The organism is Proteus columbae (assembly GCF_002777965.1).
Classification (GTDB): Bacteria; Pseudomonadota; Gammaproteobacteria; order Enterobacterales; family Enterobacteriaceae; genus Proteus; species Proteus columbae.
In genome coordinates, this window is the sequence record NZ_NGVR01000021.1 from 27870 (window position 1) to 51363 (window position 23494).

Annotated in this window: 16 protein-coding genes; 13 read left to right on the top strand and 3 right to left on the bottom strand. The window is 38.9% G+C overall.

The window, feature by feature from the left end; translation table 11 throughout:
• Positions 1 to 7: 7 nt before the first annotated feature.
• From ileS to CBE70_RS09670, 13 genes are all read left to right on the top strand, one after another.
• Positions 8 to 2818, top strand: coding sequence for an isoleucine--tRNA ligase (gene ileS / locus CBE70_RS09615; RefSeq protein ID WP_100159176.1), 2811 nt, complete (start codon positions 8 to 10; stop codon positions 2816 to 2818).
• Between the two features lie 3 nt (positions 2819 to 2821).
• Complete coding sequence (gene lspA, locus CBE70_RS09620; RefSeq protein WP_100159177.1) at positions 2822 to 3337, top strand: signal peptidase II; 516 nt, start codon at positions 2822 to 2824, stop codon at positions 3335 to 3337.
• Between the two features lie 69 nt (positions 3338 to 3406).
• Positions 3407 to 3877 (top strand): FKBP-type peptidyl-prolyl cis-trans isomerase, encoded by a 471-nt coding sequence (gene fkpB / locus CBE70_RS09625; RefSeq protein ID WP_100159178.1) that lies wholly within the window; start codon positions 3407 to 3409, stop codon positions 3875 to 3877.
• Complete coding sequence (ispH, locus tag CBE70_RS09630) at positions 3858 to 4811, top strand: 4-hydroxy-3-methylbut-2-enyl diphosphate reductase (RefSeq protein WP_100159179.1); 954 nt, start codon at positions 3858 to 3860, stop codon at positions 4809 to 4811. Before fkpB ends, ispH begins: the two co-directional genes overlap by 20 nt.
• Before the next feature lie 233 nt (positions 4812 to 5044).
• Entirely contained in the window at positions 5045 to 5866 is an 822-nt protein-coding gene (dapB, locus tag CBE70_RS09635; protein WP_100159180.1) for a 4-hydroxy-tetrahydrodipicolinate reductase, read from the top strand.
• Between the two features lie 434 nt (positions 5867 to 6300).
• Complete coding sequence (gene carA / locus CBE70_RS09640; protein ID WP_100159181.1) at positions 6301 to 7464, top strand: glutamine-hydrolyzing carbamoyl-phosphate synthase small subunit; 1164 nt, start codon at positions 6301 to 6303, stop codon at positions 7462 to 7464.
• 17 nt (positions 7465 to 7481) lie between these two features.
• Positions 7482 to 10709: a carbamoyl-phosphate synthase large subunit gene (gene carB, locus CBE70_RS09645; protein ID WP_100159182.1), complete on the top strand. Its 3228-nt coding sequence runs from the start codon at positions 7482 to 7484 to the stop codon at positions 10707 to 10709.
• A gap of 483 nt (positions 10710 to 11192) precedes the next feature.
• Positions 11193 to 11336: a Hok/Gef family protein gene (locus CBE70_RS09650; RefSeq protein WP_100159183.1), complete on the top strand. Its 144-nt coding sequence runs from the start codon at positions 11193 to 11195 to the stop codon at positions 11334 to 11336.
• Between the two features lie 155 nt (positions 11337 to 11491).
• Positions 11492 to 11794 (top strand): hypothetical protein, encoded by a 303-nt coding sequence (locus CBE70_RS09655; RefSeq protein WP_157926001.1) that lies wholly within the window; start codon positions 11492 to 11494, stop codon positions 11792 to 11794.
• Between the two features lie 20 nt (positions 11795 to 11814).
• On the top strand, positions 11815 to 12318 hold the full coding sequence (locus tag CBE70_RS09660) for a helix-turn-helix domain-containing protein (RefSeq protein WP_157926002.1): 504 nt from the start codon (positions 11815 to 11817) through the stop codon (positions 12316 to 12318).
• Positions 12319 to 12459: 141 nt separating this feature from the next.
• A complete protein-coding gene (locus CBE70_RS09665) occupies positions 12460 to 12912 on the top strand; it encodes an ABC transporter ATP-binding protein (protein ID WP_100159186.1) in 453 nt (150 codons plus the stop codon).
• A gap of 23 nt (positions 12913 to 12935) precedes the next feature.
• Entirely contained in the window at positions 12936 to 13076 is a 141-nt protein-coding gene (locus tag CBE70_RS18280) for a hypothetical protein (protein WP_157926003.1), read from the top strand.
• A complete protein-coding gene (locus CBE70_RS09670) occupies positions 13033 to 13899 on the top strand; it encodes an ATP-binding cassette domain-containing protein (protein WP_100159187.1) in 867 nt (288 codons plus the stop codon). The genes CBE70_RS18280 and CBE70_RS09670 overlap by 44 nt, the downstream gene beginning before the upstream one ends.
• Before the next feature lie 114 nt (positions 13900 to 14013).
• On the opposite strand, the gene CBE70_RS09675 is transcribed toward CBE70_RS09670, so the two are convergent.
• From CBE70_RS09675 to CBE70_RS09685, 3 genes are all read right to left on the bottom strand, one after another.
• A complete protein-coding gene (locus CBE70_RS09675; protein WP_100159188.1) occupies positions 14014 to 21141 on the bottom strand; it encodes an Ig-like domain-containing protein in 7128 nt (2375 codons plus the stop codon).
• A gap of 280 nt (positions 21142 to 21421) precedes the next feature.
• The gene (gene dkgA, locus CBE70_RS09680; RefSeq protein WP_100159189.1) at positions 21422 to 22255 is read right to left on the bottom strand and encodes a 2,5-didehydrogluconate reductase DkgA; all 834 of its coding nucleotides are present in this window, start codon (positions 22253 to 22255) and stop codon (positions 21422 to 21424) included.
• Between the two features lie 28 nt (positions 22256 to 22283).
• Positions 22284 to 23441, bottom strand: coding sequence for an iron-containing alcohol dehydrogenase (locus tag CBE70_RS09685; RefSeq protein ID WP_100159190.1), 1158 nt, complete (start codon positions 23439 to 23441; stop codon positions 22284 to 22286).
• Positions 23442 to 23494: the final 53 nt, after the last annotated feature.

Here is a 23494-nt window from a genome sequence, read left to right on the forward strand (position 1 = left end):
GAATCGAATGAGTGACTATAAAAATACCCTGAACTTACCAGAAACAGGGTTCCCTATGCGCGGGGATTTAGCAAAGCGCGAGCCAGAGATGTTATCACGTTGGTACAAAGAAGGTTTGTATCAAGCAATTCGTCAGGCTAAAAGTGGTAAGAAAACATTTATTTTGCACGATGGCCCTCCATACGCTAACGGCAATATTCATATTGGTCACTCAGTAAACAAAATTCTCAAAGATATTATTATTAAATCCAAAGGGCTGTCAGGCTTTGATTCTCCGTACATTCCAGGATGGGATTGTCACGGATTACCTATCGAACTAAAAGTTGAACAAATCGTAGGTAAACCAGGAGAGAAAATATCTGCAGCGCAATTCCGCGAGGAATGCCGTAAATACGCTTACGAGCAAATTGAAGCACAGAAAAAAGATTTTATTCGTTTAGGTGTTCTAGGAGATTGGGAAAAACCTTATCTTACAATGGACTATAAAACTGAAGCGAATACTATTCGTGCATTAGCGCGTATTATCGCGAATGGTCACCTGTTAAAAGGGGCTAAACCTGTTCACTGGTGTACAGCATGTGGTTCATCGCTGGCAGAAGCTGAAGTTGAATATTACGATAAAACTTCACCTTCAATTGACGTGCGTTTCACCGCAGTTGATCCAAACGTAGTTGCTGCAAAATTTGGTGCAGCAACAGATAAGCCTATTTCTTTGGTTATCTGGACAACAACGCCTTGGACATTACCTGCTAACCGCGCTATCGCATTAAATGCAGAATTTAATTATGCATTGGTCTCTTTTAACGACGAATGCGTGATTTTAGCCACTGATCTTGTTGAAGGCGTAATGAAGCGCATTGGCGTAACAAGCTGGGCTGTTTTAGGCGAATGTAAAGGTGCTGATTTAGAATTACTGCGCTTTAATCATCCTTTCATGGGCTTTGATGTGCCAGCCATTTTAGGCGATCACGTTACGTTAGATGCGGGTACAGGTGCGGTACATACTGCACCGGGTCATGGTCCTGATGACTTTGTTATCGGTCAAAAATACGGCTTAGAAGTAGCAAACCCAGTTGGACCAAATGGGTGTTATTTACCGAATACCTACCCAACATTAGATGGCGTGTTTGTCTTTAAAGCGAATGATGTCATTGTTGAGCTGTTGAAAGAAAAAGGCGCACTGTTACATCACGAAGCGATGCAACACAGCTATCCATGTTGCTGGAGACACAAAACTCCAGTTATTTTCCGTGCAACGCCACAATGGTTTATCGGCATGGATAAAAACGGGTTACGCCAACAATCACTTAAAGAGATCAAAGGTGTTAAATGGATCCCTGATTGGGGTCAAGCACGTATTGAATCAATGGTTGAAAATCGCCCTGACTGGTGTATCTCTCGCCAACGTACTTGGGGTACACCAATGTCTCTGTTTGTTCATAAAGAGACGCAAGAGCCACATCCACGTACTTTAGAGTTAATGGAAGAAGTGGCAAAACGTGTTGAAGTTAGCGGTATCCAAGCATGGTGGGATTTAGATATCCGTGAAGTGCTGGGTGATGAAGCTGATGATTACATGAAAACACCAGATACGCTGGACGTATGGTTCGATTCAGGATCAACACACTCAACGGTGGTTGATGCACGTCCTGAATTCCACGGTAATTCAGCGGATATGTATTTAGAAGGTTCTGACCAACATCGTGGTTGGTTTATGTCTTCACTTATGATTTCTACAGCGATTAAAGGTAAAGCCCCTTACCGTGAAGTCTTAACACACGGTTTCACCGTAGATGGACAAGGCCGTAAGATGTCTAAATCTATCGGTAACACAGTAAGTCCACAAGATGTGATGGATAAACTGGGTGCTGATATTTTACGTTTATGGGTTGCATCAACTGATTACACTGGTGAAATCGCCGTATCTGATGAGATCTTAAAACGTTCTGCGGATACTTATCGCCGTATTCGTAATACCGCGCGTTTCTTCTTAGCGAACTTAAATGGATTTGATCCTGTAAAACACCAAGTGAAGCCAGAAGATATGGTAACACTGGATCGTTGGGCAGTAGGCCGTGCACAAGCTGCACAAGCTGATATTTTAAAACACTATGAAAATTATGATTTCCATAATGTGATCCAGCGCCTAATGCAGTTCTGCTCAGTGGAAATGGGATCTTTCTATTTAGATATCATTAAAGACCGTCAATACACCGCGAAAAGCGATAGCGTTGCTCGTCGTAGTTGCCAAACTGCGTTATTCCATATCAGTGAAGCATTAGTTCGTTGGATGGCACCAGTTATGTCATTCACAGCAGACGAGATCTGGAATGAGTTACCAGGTGAACGTGCAAAATATGTCTTAACGGAAGAATGGTATACCGATTTATTTGGCTTAGATACATCAGAAACCTTAAATGATGACTACTGGGCTGAATTACTTGCCGTTCGTGGTGAAGTCAACAAAGTATTAGAGCAAGCTCGTACAGATAAACAACTGCGTGGCTCTTTAGAAGCATCAGTAACTCTGTATGCAGATAAAGCTTTAGCAGATAAGTTAAATGCGTTAGGTAACGAACTGCGTTTTGTTTTATTAACTTCTCAAGCGAAAGTAGCAGATATTAATGAAGCACCAGAAACCGCATTAGCTTCTGATATGGCGGGTTTAAAAATCGCCTTTAACAAAGCAGATGGCGAAAAATGTCCTCGTTGCTGGCATTATGCGACAGATATCGGTCAAGTAGCGGAACACGCTGAATTATGCGGACGCTGTGTTACTAACGTAGCCGGTAACGGTGAAGAACGTAAGTTTGCTTAATTAATGAAGAAAACACTTTGCTCTACAGGTTTACGCTGGCTATGGCTAGCTGTCGCCGTAGTGATGTTGGATTTAGGAACGAAACAGTATTTCATGCAGACATTTCGTCTGTATGAATCTGTTGCCGTGATGCCTTTTTTCAACTTCACTTACGCCCATAACTATGGTGCTGCCTTTAGCTTTTTAGCAGATAAAGGGGGATGGCAACGTTGGTTTTTTGCACTGATTGCATTGGCAATCTGCATTACTTTATTGGTAATGATGTATAAAAACAAAGCGAGTGCCAAACTAAGTAACGTTGCTTATGCGCTAATTATTGGCGGAGCATTGGGTAATCTCTCTGATCGTCTGATCCACGGGTTTGTCATCGATTTTCTTGATGTTTATGTCGGAGATTGGCATTGGCCTACCTTTAATATTGCTGATATGGGGATTTGTATCGGTGCAGGGCTTATTATTATTGAGAGCTTTTTTCCTGATAAAAATGTCAGTCCTCAAGATACAAAAAAGCAAAAGTAATCAGACAAGAAGTTAACTAAAATAACCCCTGCCTTATGGCGGGGGTTACGCTTAATAGAAGGTATTAGTATGGTTATGCAGGTACTCAACGACAGCGCAGTGTTGCTGAATTTCACTTTAAAGTTAGCAGATGGCTCTGTTGCTGAATCTACACAAGCGCATGGTAAACCCGCTCTTTTTCGTTTAGGTGATGAAAGTTTATCGCCGGCCTTAGAGGCTGAATTATTGGGATTATCAACGGGAGATAAAAAAACCTTTACGCTTGCGGGTGAACATCTTTTTGGTAAATACAATCCTGACTTGATCCAATACTTTATGCCTTCTGATTTTGCCGAGTCAGGTGTACCTGAGGCAGGCACTATCATGCTATTTACAGCAATGAATGGCAGTGAAATGCCGGGCATTGTAAAAGATGTCACTGAAGATTCTGTAACCGTTGATTTTAATCATCCGTTAGCGTCAGAAGAAGTGACATTTGATATTGAAGTTGTCAGCATCAATCCTGAGGAGGAAACAACACATGCAAATACTGCTGGCTAACCCACGAGGCTTTTGTGCGGGTGTTGACCGAGCTATCAGCATTGTTGACCGCGCTCTGGAAATCTATGGTGCACCTATTTATGTTCGTCACGAGGTCGTTCATAACCGCTATGTCGTTAACGACTTACGTGAACGTGGCGCTATCTTTATCGAAGAAATTTCAGAAGTACCCGATAACGCGATTTTAATTTTTTCTGCTCATGGTGTTTCTCAAGCAATTCGCCAAGAGGCTCGCTCACGTAATTTAACCATGCTTTATGATGCAACTTGCCCATTAGTGACTAAAGTCCATATGGAAGTAGCAAGAGCCAGCCGTAAGGGCAAAGAAGCGATTTTAATCGGTCATGCGGGGCATCCTGAAGTTGAAGGTACAATGGGGCAATACAACAACCCTGAAGGGGGAATGTATTTAGTTGAGTCGCCAGAGGATGTGTGGAAATTAGAAGTGAAAGATGAAGACAATCTTTGCTTTATGACTCAAACCACACTTTCTGTTGATGACACATCAGAAGTGATTGATGCTTTAAATGCACGCTTCCCCAAAATTATTGGACCTCGTAAAGACGATATTTGCTACGCAACAACCAATCGCCAAGAAGCCGCAAGAGAGCTTGCTGAAAAAGCGGATGTTGTATTTGTCGTTGGCTCAAAGAACTCATCAAACTCTAATCGCTTAGCGGAGCTTGCACAACGTGCAGGTAAGCCTTCTTACCTTATCGATAGCTTTGAAGATATTGATGAGTCATGGGTGGCTAATGCGAATATCGTTGGCGTTACGGCGGGTGCATCTGCGCCAGATATTTTAGTGCAACAGGTATTAGAGCGCTTAAAAAGCTTTGGTGCTGATGACGTGATTGAATTATCAGGGCGTGAAGAAAATATTGTTTTTGAAGTCCCTAAAGAACTTCGTCTAGATTATAAAGTTATCGAATAACTTCACTTAAATGTGACAGTGAATTCAAAAAGCAGGGTGAATAACTCTGCTTTTTTTATGTATAAAGTAAAGTTAAATGAATAATCATGCTGTTCATCTCTTTTACTGATAATAACTACGGTTTTGTGTGTTTTTCTTATCTCGAACGTTAAATGCTGGCATCAAGTGGATGACATCGCTAATCTGTAAACAATAAATAGAGATAATAAGTATTGTTAAGGAGAAATTTAGTTATGTCTGCAAAAGAACTTCGTCTTGCCGTTGTTGGTGCAGGTGGCCGTATGGGACGCCAATTAATTCAGGCAATTTCTCAACAAGAAGGAACCGTATTAGGTGCTGCTTTTGAGCGTACTAATTCTTCATTGATTGGCGCTGATGCCGGAGAATTAGCGGGTATCGGGCATATTGGTGTCACAATTACGGATAATTTACTGGCTCAAGCGGGTGAATTTGATGTGTTAATTGATTTTACACGCCCTGAAGGAACGCTTTCTCATATTGCATTTTGTGTAGAACAGAAAAAAGGCATGATTATTGGTACAACAGGCTTTGATGATGAAGGTAAAAAAGCGATTGAAAATGCCGCCAAAATTATCCCAATTGTGTTTGCCGCTAACTTTAGTGTTGGTGTTAATTTAGTGCTTAAATTACTTGAAAAAGCGGCTAAAGTGATGGGTTCTTATAGTGATATTGAAATTGTAGAAGCGCACCATCGTCATAAAGTTGATGCACCATCAGGCACTGCATTAGCAATGGGTGAATCTATTGCAGATGCATTAGGTCGTGATCTTAAAGAGTGTGCAGTTTATGAACGAGTAGGGCACACTGGGGAACGAGATCCTCAAAGCATTGGTTTTGCCACTATTCGTGCAGGTGATATTGTGGGAGAACATACCGCGATTTTTGCTGATATTGGTGAGCGTGTAGAGATAAGTCATAAGGCTTCTAGTCGAATGACTTTTGCAAATGGCGCTGTTAAAGCTTCTATTTGGTTAAGCTCTAAAAAATCAGGTTTATATAATATGAAAGACGTGCTTTCATTGGAAGATTTATAATTTATTGTTATTTTTAATGTTATGAAAACTCATGATTATTTTTTTAATTATGAGTTTTTGTTGATTTTGACTTATAATTTTTTAATTGATGTTATTTGTATCTATTTCCCCCTGTTTTTTATCTCTCTTTCCTTTCTAAATGTCAGAAATCCTCTGTTTTTCCCATTTAAACGCAGTTTTTAAATTAACTTGGTAAGCAAACGGTTAAATTTGTAAGATTGATAGTGTAAATTGTCACTTGGATGACTAATTTGCTAATGATTGATATTTTTTAAATTAAAAAGGTGTTTTTTCTAGACATCTGCTCGTTCGATCTTTAGAATGCGCCCAATTTGCCAAAAATTTGCCCAATTTTATGTTTTTGGCATTGATTTAGAGTCTTAAATCTGAATTAATATGCATGAAATGTGATTTATTATTCTCTGGAGGGCGTTTTGATTAGAAAAGCTATACTGGTTCTAGAAGATGGGACCGAATTCCACGGCAAGTCGATTGGCGCAGAAGGCGCCGCCATCGGTGAAGTCGTTTTTAATACTTCAATGACCGGTTATCAAGAAATATTAACCGACCCTTCTTACTCCCAACAAATTGTTACTCTCACTTATCCCCACATTGGCAACACCGGCATTAATCGTTCAGACGAAGAATCAGAAACAATCCATGCTCAAGGCTTAATTATTCGCGACTTGCCATTAGTGATGAGCAACTATCGTGCTGAAGAAACGTTATCTGATTATCTTAAACGCCATAATATCGTCGCTATTGCGGATATTGATACACGCAAGTTAACTCGTTTATTGAGAGAAAAAGGTGCGCAAAACGGTTGTATCATCGCAGGCGAACATCCTGATACCAAACTTGCACTCGAAAAAGCCAAAGCTTTTCCCGGCTTAAAAGGCATGGATTTAGCCAAAACAGTTACTGTTAAACAGTCTTACTCGTGGGTTCAAGGAAGTTGGACGTTAGAAAATGAATTACCAGAAGCTAAATTAGCAACTGAATTGCCATTGCATATTGTGGCGTATGACTTCGGTGTGAAACGTAATATTCTACGTATGCTGGTGGATAGAGGATGCCAAGTTACTGTTGTACCAGCTCAAACGCCAGCTCAAGATGTTTTAGCGCTTTCTCCTGATGGTATTTTCCTTTCCAATGGCCCCGGGGATCCAGAGCCCTGTGATTACGCCATTAACGCTATTCAAACCTTTTTAACCACTGATATTCCGGTATTTGGTATTTGCTTAGGGCATCAGCTATTAGCATTAGCTAGCGGTGCAAAAACCGTCAAAATGAAATTTGGTCACCATGGTGGTAATCACCCTGTTAAAGATTTAGATAAAAACACTGTGATGATCACAGCGCAAAATCATGGATTTGCCGTTGATGAAACATCTCTTCCTGCCAATTTACGTGTGACACATAAATCTCTGTTTGATGGTTCTTTACAAGGTATTCATCGCACAGATAAACCTGCATTCAGTTTCCAAGGTCACCCAGAAGCTAGCCCTGGACCGCATGATGCCGCACCTCTTTTTGATCACTTTATCGAGCTTATCGCGCAATATCGTCAAAACCTGCAATCAGTGACAACAAAATAAATCAGGAGCGAAAGAAAATGGCTAAAAGAACAGATATCAAAACAATCCTGATTTTAGGTGCTGGGCCGATTGTTATCGGACAAGCGTGTGAATTTGACTATTCAGGCGCTCAAGCATGTAAAGCCTTACGTGAAGAGGGCTATCGTGTTGTTTTGGTAAATTCAAATCCTGCAACCATTATGACCGATCCTGAAATGGCCGATGCAACGTACATCGAGCCAATTCACTGGCAAGTTGTGAGAAAAATTATTGAAAAAGAGCGCCCTGATGCGGTATTACCGACAATGGGAGGGCAAACAGCATTAAACTGTGCGCTAGAGCTAGAGCGCCAAGGTGTTTTAGCTGAGTTTGGTGTCACCATGATTGGCGCAACAGCGGATGCAATTGATAAAGCAGAAGATAGACAACGCTTTGATAAGGCGATGAAAAAAATCGGTTTAGATACTGCTCGTTCAGGTATTGCGCACAACCTTGATGAAGCTTTTGCTGTTGCAGAACAAGTTGGTTTTCCTTGTATTATTCGCCCTTCATTCACGATGGGGGGAACAGGTGGTGGTATCGCCTATAATCGTGAAGAATTTGAAGAAATTTGTACCCGAGGTTTAGATTTATCACCAACCAATGAACTGTTAATTGATGAATCACTCATTGGTTGGAAAGAGTATGAAATGGAAGTAGTGCGCGATAAAAATGACAACTGCATTATCGTCTGCTCCATTGAAAACTTTGATGCCATGGGGATTCATACGGGCGATTCCATTACTGTTGCTCCAGCTCAAACACTAACCGACAAAGAATATCAAATTATGCGTAATGCCTCGATGGCGGTATTGCGTGAAATTGGTGTTGAGACAGGGGGATCTAACGTTCAGTTTGCGGTTGACCCTAAAACGGGGCGTTTAATTGTTATCGAAATGAACCCACGGGTTTCTCGCTCATCAGCATTAGCATCAAAAGCAACGGGATTCCCGATTGCAAAAGTGGCTGCAAAATTAGCCGTGGGCTACACCCTTGATGAACTGATGAATGATATCACGGGTGGAAGAACACCCGCTTCTTTCGAACCCTCAATTGACTATGTTGTGACTAAAATTCCTCGCTTTAACTTTGAGAAATTTGCAGGTACTAACGACAGATTAACAACACAAATGAAATCTGTTGGGGAAGTGATGGCGATTGGCCGCACACAACAAGAATCGATGCAAAAAGCATTACGCGGATTAGAAGTCGGGGCGACAGGATTTGATCCGAAAGTAAGTCTTGATGATCCGCAAGCATTAACGAAGATCCGCCGCGAATTAAAAGAAGCGGGATCAGATAGAATTTGGTATATCGCAGACGCTTTCCGTGCAGGATTATCCATTGATGGCATTTTTAATTTAACCAATATTGATCGCTGGTTTTTAGTCCAAATTGAAGAAATAGTTCGTCTCGAAGAAAAAGTCGCCGAAGTGGGTTTAGCCGGATTAACCGCTGATTTCTTACGCCAGTTAAAACGTAAAGGCTTTGCTGACGCACGCTTGGCAAAAATACTCAATGTAAAAGAACACGTTATTCGCCAACTACGTGAACAATATCAGCTACACCCTGTTTATAAACGGGTTGATACCTGTGCGGCTGAGTTTGCGACAGATACCGCTTATATGTACTCCACTTATGAAGAGGAGTGTGAAGCAAACCCAAATCAAGATAAACCTAAAGTGATGATCTTAGGGGGTGGCCCTAACCGTATTGGTCAAGGGATTGAATTTGATTATTGCTGTGTTCATGCGGCACTTGCACTGCGTGAAGATGGTTATGAAACCATTATGGTGAACTGCAATCCTGAAACGGTTTCAACGGATTATGACACCTCTGACAGGCTCTATTTTGAACCTGTGACACTTGAAGATGTTCTCGAAATTGTCCGTATTGAAAAGCCAAAAGGCGTGATTGTGCAATATGGTGGTCAAACGCCACTGAAATTAGCGAGAGCGCTTGAAGCAGAAGGTGTACCCGTCATTGGCACAAGTCCTGATGCGATAGATAAAGCAGAAGATCGTGAACGTTTTCAGAAAGCCGTGGATAAATTACAGTTAAAACAACCTGAAAATGCCACGGTGACTGCACTTGAAGAAGCGGTAGAAAAGGCGAAAGTCATTGGTTATCCGCTGGTGGTACGTCCTTCTTACGTACTGGGTGGGCGTGCAATGGAAATCGTTTACGATGAAATCGATTTACGCCGTTATTTTCAAACGGCAGTGAGTGTCTCTAATGATGCGCCTGTACTGCTAGATTGCTTCCTTGATGATGCGATAGAAGTGGATGTTGACGCCATTTGTGACGGCGAACAAGTCGTTATCGGTGGCATTATGGAGCATATCGAACAAGCGGGGGTTCACTCCGGAGATTCGGCCTGTTCGTTGCCTGCTTATACATTAAGCCAAGAAATTCAAGATGTGATGCGCAAACAAGTTCGTGAACTTGCCTTTGAATTAGGGGTAAAAGGGTTGATGAACGTGCAATTTGCAGTAAAAGGGCACGATGTCTATCTTATTGAGGTCAACCCTCGAGCTGCCCGTACCGTTCCTTTTGTTTCTAAAGCAACGGGTGTGCCGTTAGCAAAAGTGGCTGCTCGCGTGATGATTGGTCAAAGCCTTGAATCTCAAGGGGTAACAAAAGAGGTGATCCCACCTTATTACTCGGTGAAAGAAGTGGTTTTACCCTTTAATAAGTTTGCTGGTGTCGATCCGATTTTAGGGCCTGAAATGCGCTCTACTGGTGAAGTGATGGGGGTAGGTGCAACATTTGCACAGGCATTTGCTAAAGCGATGCTGGGGAGCAACTCCACCATGAAGAAAAAAGGGAGAGCACTGCTTTCTGTTCGTGAAGGTGATAAAAAGCGTGTAGTTGATTTAGCCACTAAGCTTTTGAAAAATGGTTTTGAACTTGATGCGACACATGGCACTGCGATTGTGTTAGGCGAAGCAGGGATAAACCCACGTTTGGTCAATAAAGTGCATGAGGGGCGTCCTCATATTCAGGATAGAATTAAAAACGGTGAGTATGACTATATTGTTAATACCACCGCAGGCCGTCAAGCTATTGAAGATTCAAAGCTTATTCGCCGTAGTGCATTGCAATATAAAGTCCATTATGACACCACCTTAAATGGCGGATTTGCGACTACATTATCATTGAGTGCAGATCCTACGGAAGAGGTGATATCCGTCCAAGAAATGCATAAAAAGATAAATAAAGCTTAACTTTATTTAAGCGAGTTATATCAATCCCGAAGATGAGGAAACTTGTCTTCGGGATTTTTTGTTTTTCTCTTTTGAGGGCAAAATAAAAGCCCCAAATAAATTAATTTGGGGCTAGTGTCAAACAAAGAGTTGGGTGCAAGGTCATTTTTCATATAAGGAGTCAATAAAAATAGAACATGTAAATGTCTTTGTTTTGACGCATGGACTGTGTCTTTTTTTTAAGCTTGAGTCAAGCGTAAGTTGTTTTGCTTATTCTTTTAACTTGTTGTTGTAATTGATTTTATTTTCAAAATACGCCAGGTAAGGTATAGAGAACGGACGGAATTCTGCTACTAAGTGACGGGTGCTTGGACCGTTTTGGTTCAAGCATTTTACAAGAGCCAAAACGAGAAAAGCCCCGAATTTTATTTTCATAAAATCCGGGGACAGACTCAAACCTCAACAACTTGATTCTGTCTCCTTTTGATAAAGGAGTCAATCAAATTGACTAAAATAACCTTATTTAGCATTACTGTTATCTGTGTGACCGTACTTTGTTTTACGGTAATTGTCGGTGAACGATTATGTTCTCTTAACATTACTGATGGTAACACAGTGGTTCAAGCTATTTTGATGTGTGATAAATAGCTTGTCGGGGGGGCTCCCCCCAATTTTTGTTCAAGTTGTGAAGTTGATGGTACAAGCACCCTGTCTTTAAAATACGTATTTAAATGATAATAATTGCTATTTCGCTATTTTTTTGCCAACATAGCTTATTATTTATTCGACTGACTTTATTCATTATGTCCCAGCACGCTTCATTCTATTCTTATATCGGTCATCAACAACCTCAGCATCAACAGGTTGAAGAGTCCTATCAAGCAGGGTTTAATTTAGTAGCGCTGCATAGCGGGCATGTTATTAGTGAAAGTATCAATGGACAAAAAATCGAGATAACAGCACCAAGTATTTTTATTGCCAGCAGTACTGAACGTTACTCTTTATTAAACCAATTTAAATCAGGCTCGCCATTAAAATATACGTTATTACAGCTGTCATCTCAGTGTGGCTTGATCAGCAACATATTCTATTGCCCTCCATCTTAAAGCAAAATCAGGTATTAACGTTGCACCATTTAGATATGGATAATGCTTTTTTAGCGTTAACAACGCAGTTATTCCAAACCTCAGTTCTTGAACCTTTAAAACCGCTCTATTATTCAGGCAAAGCATGTGAATTTGCGTCATTAAGTTTGCAATATTTATACCGCCTAAAGGAGCCTATTCACCGTTCATTAAGTCAGCGTGAAAAGAATAGTTTAAACCAGGCAAAAGCAATCTTAATGGCAGAAATGGATACACCACCAAAGCTTGAGATATTAGCGTCTCGTGTCGGTCTTAATACACGAAAATTAACCTTAGGATTTCGCCAATTATTTGGTGATTCTGTTTATGGCTGGTTGCAAGAATATCGCTTACAGACTACCTATAATATGTTGTTAAACCAAGATATCTCTGTCTCAAGTGTTGCGTATTCTATTGGTTATACTCCTGCGCATTTTTCTGTTGCCTTTCGAAAACGTTTTAGCCTATTACCGGGCGATGTGCGTAGAGCGAGCGTGAGAGCTTAACCCCACTTTATTTTTCATTTTGCTTAATAAATAATCAAAACACCATTTAATCGAAAGAAATAGTCTCGCAATCTAAAGTGTTGATACTAGAGGGTAAATCTTCTTTTCGCTATAGTGCCTCAAGGTATTTTGGAGACTATTATGCGTAATGAATTATGGGCTTTATTACGGCCTTTTCGTACCCTTTTAATGGGTGCTCTTTTACTACAAATTATGGCGGGCTTTAGCTCTTTAGTACCTTGGCTCGCGCTATATCAATTAATTCTTTCCTTTCCTAATGAAAATACATTTTGGTTAGTATTTGCTGTGATTGGGGGTGTTTTGTGGCTAATTTCCCAATCAATGGCTTTTCATTTAACGCATTTAATGGATGCACGATTAACTTATCAATTGCGATTGTCGTTATCAGAAAAAATGCAGCAATTACCCCTAAACTGGTTTATTCATCAGGGAAAAAATGGGGTTAATCAGTATGTTCAACGTGATATTAAGGCGTTACATCAGCTGATTGCCCATGCACCTGCGGATATTGTGCAATTTATTATAGTGCCTGTTATTGCGATAACGGTGTTAGCCAATATATTGCTACATTAAAAGGTTTTTTATCCGGTACAGCAGTGACTAAAATTTTAGTCAATGCACTCATTAAGCATTTACCTCGCAGTTTAGTGCCTGTACCTCATGCTGAAACACTCTGTTCTGGCGCGGCAATGAGTGCAATGGCTTGGCATTGTGGTATTAATCACTCGTTTTATTGAGCCACTTTTTCAACTTTCTCATATTGATCAAGCCCTAAGACAAAGTAAACAATCATTTATCTTAATTAAAAACGCGTTGGATACACCCATATTACAAAGTCCAATAATCAGTGATATGCCAAAAGAGAGTGAGATCCGTTGTATTGAACTTAGTGTCAATAACAACACTGGAAACCCCATTCTGTTTGATATCACAATAACCTGCCCTGATAAAAAAATGACCACTATTGTGGGTAGCTCAGGTGCTGGTAAAACGACATTACTGCGTGCTTTAGCGCGTCTTATTGATGCAGATAGAGGGGATATCTATTATGGGGATAAAAAGGTTAACGAGTTATCCGAAGAAGTACTTGCCCAAACAAGACAAGTCGTTTTCCAGTATAACCAATTAATTAAAGGTTCTTTACGTTGGTCATTAAGGCAAGATGAGCAACCAACTGTCAGTGATAAGGATATTTTACAGTTACTTAATGCATTGAATTTATCGCTGACCCAAGCGGATTTAGATGAAGATGTGGGAGAGCAAGGCGATCGCTATTCGGGTGGGCAAAAGCAACGATTATGTTTAGCAAGAGCATTGTTAGCAGAACCTAATATCTTATTTTTAGATGAGCCAACAGCAAGCTTAGATACGGTCAGTGCTGAAAAAGTAGGGGAGTATCTTGAAAAACTTCATTGTACACGTGTTGTTATTACACATAGCCCTGAAATCGCAAAACGTGCTGATCATATTATCGTGCTGGAAAAGGGAAAGGTCATTGCACAAGGTAACTATACAGAATGTATTACTTTCTTTTTAAAAGAAGAAAAAGATTTATTTTAACTAGTTAAAATTATGGGTCTTTATTATTGCTGAAAATGGAATTTAAGGTTTATTAAATAAAAAATCCACTCAGTATAAACTGAGTGGATAGATTAATTTTAATGAAAATCACGGTTATTTAGTTGTATCGCTCGCACCGCTCCACTGAAAACTTTGTTTAGTGCTTGCAGTGTTTGTATCAATAGTCAATTTAATATAGGCATCACCGCTACCACTATCGTTTAATTTACATTCTCTATCGACGGCAAGGCTAGAGGTGGTTTCATAAAAGGTAATAGAGTCACCTGAGCTTTGATCAAATACTTTTTGTGTATAACTTAAAGGATCTTTGAGTGCACCCGTTCCTTTAAAATTATCTCGACCATCAAATGTATTATTAGTGAGATCAACATCGACCTTAACGGGATATAGCATGACATCATTAGGTTCTTTATTTTTAAGTCTGACATTGAATTGTATAAATAAATGCGTAGTATCACCCGTTGGTAATTCTTGACAATATGAGGTTGGCGAACCATTTTTAGTATAAAAAAAGATGGATTTTTTGGTAATTTCCGTATTTGAGAGTACCTCGTTTGGCGAGATTTTTACTATATTAATATCATAGTTTTTCTTCATTGACTTATTGGCATCATCAAATACTTCAACGTCAAGTTTTAGCTTATTATTAATGGCTAAAGCCTGTTCAGGTATATTGTCAAATATCACAGGTTCATTAATATTACCACTACTACCTGGAGTCATACCATAATTATGCCTTTGAAGGCGTATTAATTCTTTATCATTACTATCACGTAATACAAAATCAATGGCATGAGGAATGTCTCCATCTGGTTCCCACTGAACTGAAAAATGATTATCAGTGGTATATAAACGATGCCATTCTATAGCTGAAATAGACTTTTCTTCTCTCATTGTTTTCATTGAACTGAACTGAAAACTCTTCATTTTAATTTTTGGTGTTTTAGCCACGCTGACATCATAACCTTTACTATAGTCATGATAATAAACATTATTTTTTACATTTAATTCTAATTTAGAATTTCCTGCTCTTAGGGCGGTTATCATACCTTCCGGTGTGATTGTTATCTTACTGGGTTCTGAACTACTCCATGTTGCTTGTGCTAATGCAGGAACAGGCTGTTGAGGTACTTGAGGTGGCTGAATAGGGCCATTATCTGTGTCGGAGTCTGATAAATAGACTATTGATTTTTGAAAAGAATAAGTCAGCATTCCTTTATCTTGTTGATAAGATACCTGAGTTGCATCAGCGAGAAATTGATCAGTGGCTTCGCTTTGTATATTGATTTTGGTTGTACCTGGTTTAACTGCAATAATATTACCTTTATTATCCACCGTTACTATATCGGTATCGTCACTGATATAGTGAATATTGATGTTATTTTTGGCATCAGGGTGATTAAATGCAACGGTAATTTGATGTTGAACGCCATCTTCCCACGCTGACGTAATGGTACTTGCTGATGTAAGCTTCATATCAGGTTTTGCTTTATCAATAACTAATGGATAGCTACTTTGTGAGGGTTGATATTGGTCATTACCTGAGGTTTGTAAGGTAATCGTTGTTGTTCCTGCCTTTTTCAGCGAAATTTTTCCACTGAGTGTATCAATAGTGGCAATAGTCGGATCTGCACTAGACCACATGACATTAATATTATTCGGGACTCCTGTATAAGTTAATGCATTAATTGGTGCTGAGGCATAAATTTCTTGTTGAATTTGATGACTAAAAATAATGTCTGGTTTAGGAACGATAACTTTAATGGTCAGAGGGGATGCAATGGTTATCCCATTAACCTCTGCTGTTAACGTAATATCATCTTTAATATGTGACGTTAAACTTGTTTGATACTCGCCTTTCCCCAATGATTTTAATGGATTATCACTAAAGTTAGGTTGACCACTGGTGGCTTTAATAGACACTGTTTTACCATCAATGGTATTACTATATTTATCCATTAAATTAACAGTGAGTAGGGCACTATCTTTATTATCACCGCCAATTGATTGGCGAGAACTACTAAACGTTGATTTATTGGCATCAATATCTGCTGGCGTTACCGTTACATCTTGAATAGCCTTATGATTATTTAAATCAAGATAGGCACTCATTTTCAATATACCTGCAACGTGGCTTGTGATTTTGGTTCTTGCGATACCTTGAGCATCGGTGTAGGTGCTAAAGTCATAATCATCAGCTAAGCCTTGCAATTTCCATGACACAATAACATTTGGCAAGATATTGTTATTGGCATCAACAATGGTCGCTTGGTAGTTTGCCCCCTTGTCTCCAGCAATCATGGTGGTTCTATCTACACTGGCAGATTTTACTTGCCATGTAGTGGCATCAGCGCGTAGTTGTAAGCTCTTTTGTTTTTTAAAGTCAGTACCATTTACATTCACACTTACACTTGCCGTACCTGCTTTTTTACCTGTGACCTCAATTTCATAGTGAGCTGGGGAAACTTGTTTAGCGACACCAAAGGTAATGGTTGGATTATTTGAAATACCTTTAATTTGTTGATCTGGTAATAAATTGCCACCTTTATCTTTGACAATTAAGCTCAATATGGCTTTATCAGTACCGTTTGCAATAATATTGGCAGGTAATAAGGTTATTTCAGAACGATTTTCATCCACATTATCGGCAACAAAATTGATATCTTTGGCATGATAAACACCCGATTTTAAATAAACATCAACTTTGGCTAAACCCGCTGGTCCTCGTGTTAATTGTGTTTTTGTTACACCTTTATCATCTGTAAACGTTAATGCAGCGCTTAATGTACTGACGTTATCTGATGTCCACGTAACGGGCATATCTTTATTGATTGGATTGTTATATTTATCAATTATATAGGCGGTATAAGTAATAGTATCTCCCGCTTTAGGGGTTGAATTACTAATAACAATATCACGCACTGTGGCACTGGCATTGTCAGCAATAACAGCAAGGTTAGCGGTTTGCTTTAACGTCACGCTATTTACTGTTGCGCTAACGGTGGTTGTACCTGCTTTTTGCGCACTGATTTTTGCCGTATAAACACCAGGGCTGATTTCACTAAATGCACCTTCTTTAAAAATCAGAGCAGTGCTGTATTGACGTTTTATCTTATCTTTTAAACCCGTTAGTAAATTGCCTTGTTTATCTCTTAATGTCACACTAATCAATGTATTATCGCGAGAATAAGTACCATCACCAGCAACAATAATCGAAGGTGACAGTGTTAATGTAGAATTATCTGCTGAAATCACATCGGTGGTGAATGTAATGTCGTGATCTGCGACGAGTGATCCTTGGCTGTCTAAAAGTGCGGTCACTTGTGCAATACCTGCTTGCTGGCTTGAAAGTGTTATTGTCGCAAGCCCATTTTTATCTGTTTTACTGATGGGTAAGGACAATGAGCCTAATGTGGTAAGCCAGCCTACAGTGATCCCTTCCATGCTTGGATTGCCTTGTTTGTCGACAATTTTTGCTTGAATGGTGACGCTATCTTGTCCATTTGCTGTCACACTAAAAGGGGCTATGACATTGACAGATTGAATTGTGGCATTTTGTTTATCCGCAATAAAGCCAAGTAGTTGTGTTAATACAAATGCGTTAATACCATCATATTTCGCTGTAATTTGGCTAATTCCTTCTTTTTTTCCTTTTATTTCAACGTGATAAATACCATTTCCTTTATCAATAACAGAATTAAAGGTAATTGTTGGATTATCGCCACTGAGTAAAATAGATTTTTCTTGTTTAGGGACTGGGTTATCAAACTGGTCTTTTAACTCAATTGTCCCTAATGATTCACTTTGTCCATTGGCAATAATTGTTTGTGGTGCTAAATCAAAATGGCTATGTGCTTTATCAACTTGACCTGGTGTAAATAACAGATCCAGTGAAGCGCTTTGATTATTGGCTAAACGCGCTGTTAACGTCACTGCGGTTGCCACTTTACCTTTTACTTCAACTTGTGCATTACCTTGATCATCCGTTTTAACAATGCCGTTGTTAGGTTGATTTGGTGATGATTGCCAAAATACCGATTGTTGTATTAATGGGTTTTTATTGGCATCAACCACATGCGCTGTGACGGTAATAGTGTCATTATTATCAGCGATTGCCTGTGTTTTGTTCGATGATAAAGAGAGGGTTGCGCTATTGGGATCAGCAATGGTCTTAATTGTAATTTGTGCATTGTGACCATTTTTTAACGTGGCGACTGCGGTTATTAGACCTGCCTGTGTTGCGGTAATAGGAATAACGGTTTGACCTTGTAAGTCTGTTTTAGTTTGTTGCTTATCAGCATGACCTCCTTGTATTTTCCAATCAACAGTAACATTGGGTAATGGGTTATTAAACTTATCTTTTACGAGAGCTGTTAATGTGGCTTGCTCTTTGTTATCTGCAATAATCTGCATTTTATCTGAAGATAGGGTGATTAAACCTTGTTGATTATCGGCAATAAACGTAATAGGTGATGCTGATAAGGAATGATTGCTCGTTGTTGCAGTAACAGTAACATCCAATGCCTGTGTACTTGTTAGCGTTGTATGAGTGAACCCATTTTTATCCGTTGATGATATATTTTTAATATTAACAATTTGGCTGTCTCTATTTGTTGACCATTGAATCAGTGCATTCGGTAATGGGTTATTAAAACTATCAGTGACTTTTGCTGTAAATGTCACCATTGTTTTACCATCAGCAATATAAGGTGGCGCTGATGGTGTAATAGAAACAATATGACCATTAGAAATATTACCAATAAAAGTGGCTGTCGCCTCTGTGACTTGATTACTTTCGATGACTTCTGCTTTTAATAAAATATCGCCAGCAATTTTACTTACCATGGTTGTGCTAGCTTTACCGTCTTTATCTGTTGTCACAATGTTGTCTTTAATTTGCGCTTGATTGTTTACGCGTAATATTACATCGGCGTTGGGAACGGTATTGTGCTCTTTATCCATGACGGTGAGCGAAATAGCTTTTTCAGTCGTATTATCAGCAGGTGATGTTTCAGGTGTGATTGTTAATAAAGCACGTGGAATATAGGCTGTTTTTCGATCCGCAGTAAAATTAACTGAAATAGGATATTCAATATCGCCTACAGTGACTTTAATATTGGTTATACCTGCATGCGTATTAGTTATCGGAATTTCGGCTTCACCATCTAATCCTGTTGGTCCCACCGAAATGATGTTAGCGCCGTTATCGGCTTGGTAATGAATGTAGTAATTAGCTACCGGATTGTGGTTGAGATCGGTTACACGCACTTTTATTTTGTTTTCACTTACGCCGTCAGCAGGGGCATTATCTTTAATAACGGAAAGGTCGCCTTTTCCTATATGTACAGTTTTGATATCGGCGTGAAAGTTAATGTCAGCGGAATTAAAGGTATTATCTCTAAAATACGGTGTCAGTATTAATTTTTCAGGTGAACTACCTGCTGTGACGATCACATCATATTCACCTGCACCTATTTTACTAAATGCAGAAATATGGCTACCACTGAGTGAGTTATCGGTTTTTATATTAAGTTTAAGCTCATCGATATTAATATTGACGGGCTTATTATCATTATCAAATACAGACAAGATTAATTGTTGTTGTGTATGACCATCAGCAGGTAATTGACTTAAACTTGGGTCAAATAAACTTTTTTGTGTATTAATGGCGGATTGGTCAACAATAATTTGACTTTGTACGGGATCAGAACGATTACCTTGTTCATCAATTGCAACAGCACTTATTGTATAGGTGTTTTTCTGTATCGAGCCTGAAATATGTTTTGGTAAAATAACAGAATAATTAAATGCACCATTGTGGTTAATTTTACCACCATTAGCGATTAACCCATTTGCAGACCATTCAATGTGTTTTACTGGATATTTAGAGTTAACGTGAACACCTAAATCTTTTTCTTCTTTTGCATAACCATTAATTGCCGATGTCAGAGAAAGAAATACCAACGTTTTCTTTTTATATTCCAATACAATGTCATTATTTCTATCAACAAAATCATAGCGATTACCAGACATTAAACGCATCGCACGCACATTATCAGAATTGAGCTGTGAAGAAAGTGATTCGCCAAGGCGATATTGTATATTGAGATCGAACTTATTTTCGTTATTGTCGTTTAATCCAAAACGACGTTCAGCACCGAATGTAATTAAAGGTACGGGGGTATAATTTAATCCAGCAGTATAAGCGTGAGGATTTTCTTGGCGATTATCTTTGCCAAATAAACCAACTTCTTTACCATAGTATTGTTCAAAAATTAATTTAGCACCTAATTGAGGATAAGCCGGCAAATAACCTTCTGTTCTTATATCCCAACCATTAGCAGGACGTTCATTATAATCCATAACATCATCGGATGTTCGCCAGTTGGATAAGCGATGATAGTGGTTTGCACTCAGTTTAAAATAATCTCGCCACACTTCGGCACCCACACCAAATCGACTGTGATACCGACTTAAATCATAATCATAAAAAGCGTTAACACCGAGCATAAAGCGATCAGTAAAATAGCGGTAGCCAATGCCTTGATTGAACTGACTACGAGAATCTTTGCGGTGATAGCTGGTTTGTGAAAAAACTAAATTTTTCTCTTGATCATATAATGGAACTAATAGATCAGCGGAACTGCTCTCTAATGTGAAGTTTTTATCAGTTGAAAGAGAAACTCTTGCATGACCAAATTGGTTTAACCATTGTTCTATTTCAGCGTTGGCTTTGTTGGTAAGTTGGCTAATTGCATACAGTGTCCCATCGGTATCTTTATTTAATAAAGATGCGTTATTTACGACTAATTGTGCTAATTCCTCTCCATCAGTAGATATTTCAGGTAAATCTTTTTCATTAGCGTTTAACCATTTACCATGATGAGAAACTGTTTTCGGAATATTAAGGATAATTCCTTCTTTAATTTTTAATTTTCCCACTAAAGAGACATAATCTGGATTATCTTCAATTAATTTTGATAACTTGATATTGAATTTTTTAGCTATTGACTCAGGCGTATCATCTTTTTGAACTTGATAGTGATCTCTATTGATTGGTTTATTAATGGATTGATTTTCCTGTATATTCTCTTTAGCAAATACATTGGAAGGTATTGTTGCAGAGATAGGAAAAGCAAACTGAATAAAGATATTTACCCATGCTACTTTTTTAGCTATCGCAGATAGCTGTGGTGTTAGCCCATATTTTGATATTGTCATTTTAAAAGCTCATCGCAAATAAATAATGATGAGATTCTCTTATTTATATAGGTTTTCGATATCAAAAACTGAACTTGAATTCATTAGTTTTTAGATATCTAAAAAAGTAGAGATTAAAAGTATAAAAAGAAAAGAGAGAAAAAAATAAATACTCAACTAGCGTTGAAAGAGAATAAGGCTCTTTTTAAGAAATATAATATGATTAAAAAAAGCCAGTATAAAATGTTTATACTGGCTTTTGACATACAATTAACAATCACACATTAATCAGTTATTTCTACTACGAGATATCAACAAAAACATCAGGATCAGGCCCTAAACGCTTTTTCTGATCAAGGGTTGTTATTTCCGCAACTTCCTCTTTTTCTAATTTAAAATCGAAAATGTGAAAGTTTTCTTCTATACGTGAAGGTGTGACAGATTTTGGAATAACCACAAGCCCACTATCTAAATGCCAACGTAAAACAATTTGTGCAGGAGTTTTATGGTATTTATCAGCCAGTTTTTGAATGATAGGCTGATTAAAAACACCTTCTCCCCCTTGTGCTAAGGGGCTCCAAGATTCGGTCACAATATTATGTGTTGTGTTCCATGCTCTTAATGGTGCTTGTTGCATCAAAGGGTGAATTTCAATCTGATTAATGACAGGGGTAACACCTGTTTCTGTAATGATACGTTCAAGATGTTCTTCTTTAAAATTACAGACACCAATACTTTTTACCAAGCCTTCTTTTTGCAAAATAATCATCTGCTTCCAAGCTTCAACATAAAGCTCGCGTGAAGGGACTGGCCAATGCATTAAATAGAGATCAATATAATCAAGTTGCAAACGCTGGAGACTTTCTAATACAGCACCTCGAGCATGAGTTTGATCGTTGTTCCATAATTTGGTGGTGATAAAAAGTTCATCACGAGGAACCGTAATCTGTTTTAGCGCTTTACCAACACCTTCTTCATTGTGGTAAATGGCTGCTGTATCAAAAAGGCGATAGCCAGTATCAAGTGCGTGATGAATCGCTTTAACAACTTGATGATTATCTGCTTGCCAAACACCCAGCCCAAGTTGAGGGATGGCATTTCCATCAGATAGCTTGATCAGTTTAGGTTTATCCATTTCTGTCTCCAAAGTCGCATTAAAGTACTTAGAGTGCCGCAGTATAAATACGTTGACTGACTTCTAATGTGATATCTTGATGCTCGCCTAGTGCGGTTTGTCCATGCTCTTCTAATTTCCGCACTAAAGCTGGAATATCTTCTTCAGTGATTTTGAAATCAGCCAGTCGAGTTCTAAGTCCCATTAATTCAAAGAATTTTCGAGTTTCATTAATCGCAGTTTCAATTTTAAAAGCGTCAGAACCTTGGTTTATACCCCAAACTTTTTGTGCATATTGGATTAACTTCTCATATTTAGCCTGCCGTTTTTCATTTAATAGAGCAGGTAAAACGATGGCGAGAGTTTGTGCATGATCAAGCCCGTGTAATGCCGTGAGTTCGTGGCCTAATGCATGCGTAGCCCAATCTTGAGGAACACCAACACCAAGGATACCATTAAGGGCTTGTGATGCTGTCCACATTATATTAGCACGGATATCATAGTCTGTAGGTGATGTCAGCGCTTTTGGCCCTTGATCAATTAAAATACGTAAAAGACCTTCTGCATATTCATCTTGTACACGAGCATTCACTGGATAAGTGAGATATTGCTCTAAGATATGAATAAAAGCATCAACAACACCATTAGCGGTTTGTCTTGGTGGCAAAGAATAGGTGGTTGTTGGATCTAAAATAGCGCAATGAGGGTAAACATGAGGGCTGGCAAAACTTTGTTTATCCATTGTCTGTTTTTTACTTATCACCGAAAAACTGTTGGTTTCTGTTCCTGTTGCAGGAAGTGTTAGTACACAACTTAAAGGCAGCGCTTTTTCAATGACTTTTCCACGACTGGTTACAATTTCCCATGGTTCACCTTGATAAGGAATTGCTGCTGCAATAAATTTTGTTCCGTCAATGACGGAACCACCGCCTACGGCCAATAAATGAGTAATACCATGATATCTAGCATAAGAAACGGCTTTCATTAATGTTTCATAGGAAGGATTCGGCTCAATACCGCCAAATTCATGAATTTGATGGCCAGGGAGTGCCGTATAGATTTGATCTAAAACGCCGTTGCGTTTAATGCTGCCACCACCATAAGTCAGCAGAATTCTTTCATTTTTTCCGATTTCAGAACGTAGTTTTTCTATTTGCCCTTGACCAAAATGAAGGCGAGTGGGGGAGTAATAAGTAAAGTTTTGCATTTTGTATCCACCTTAATTTGATGTTATGCGGTATGACAATTAATCAGGAAAAA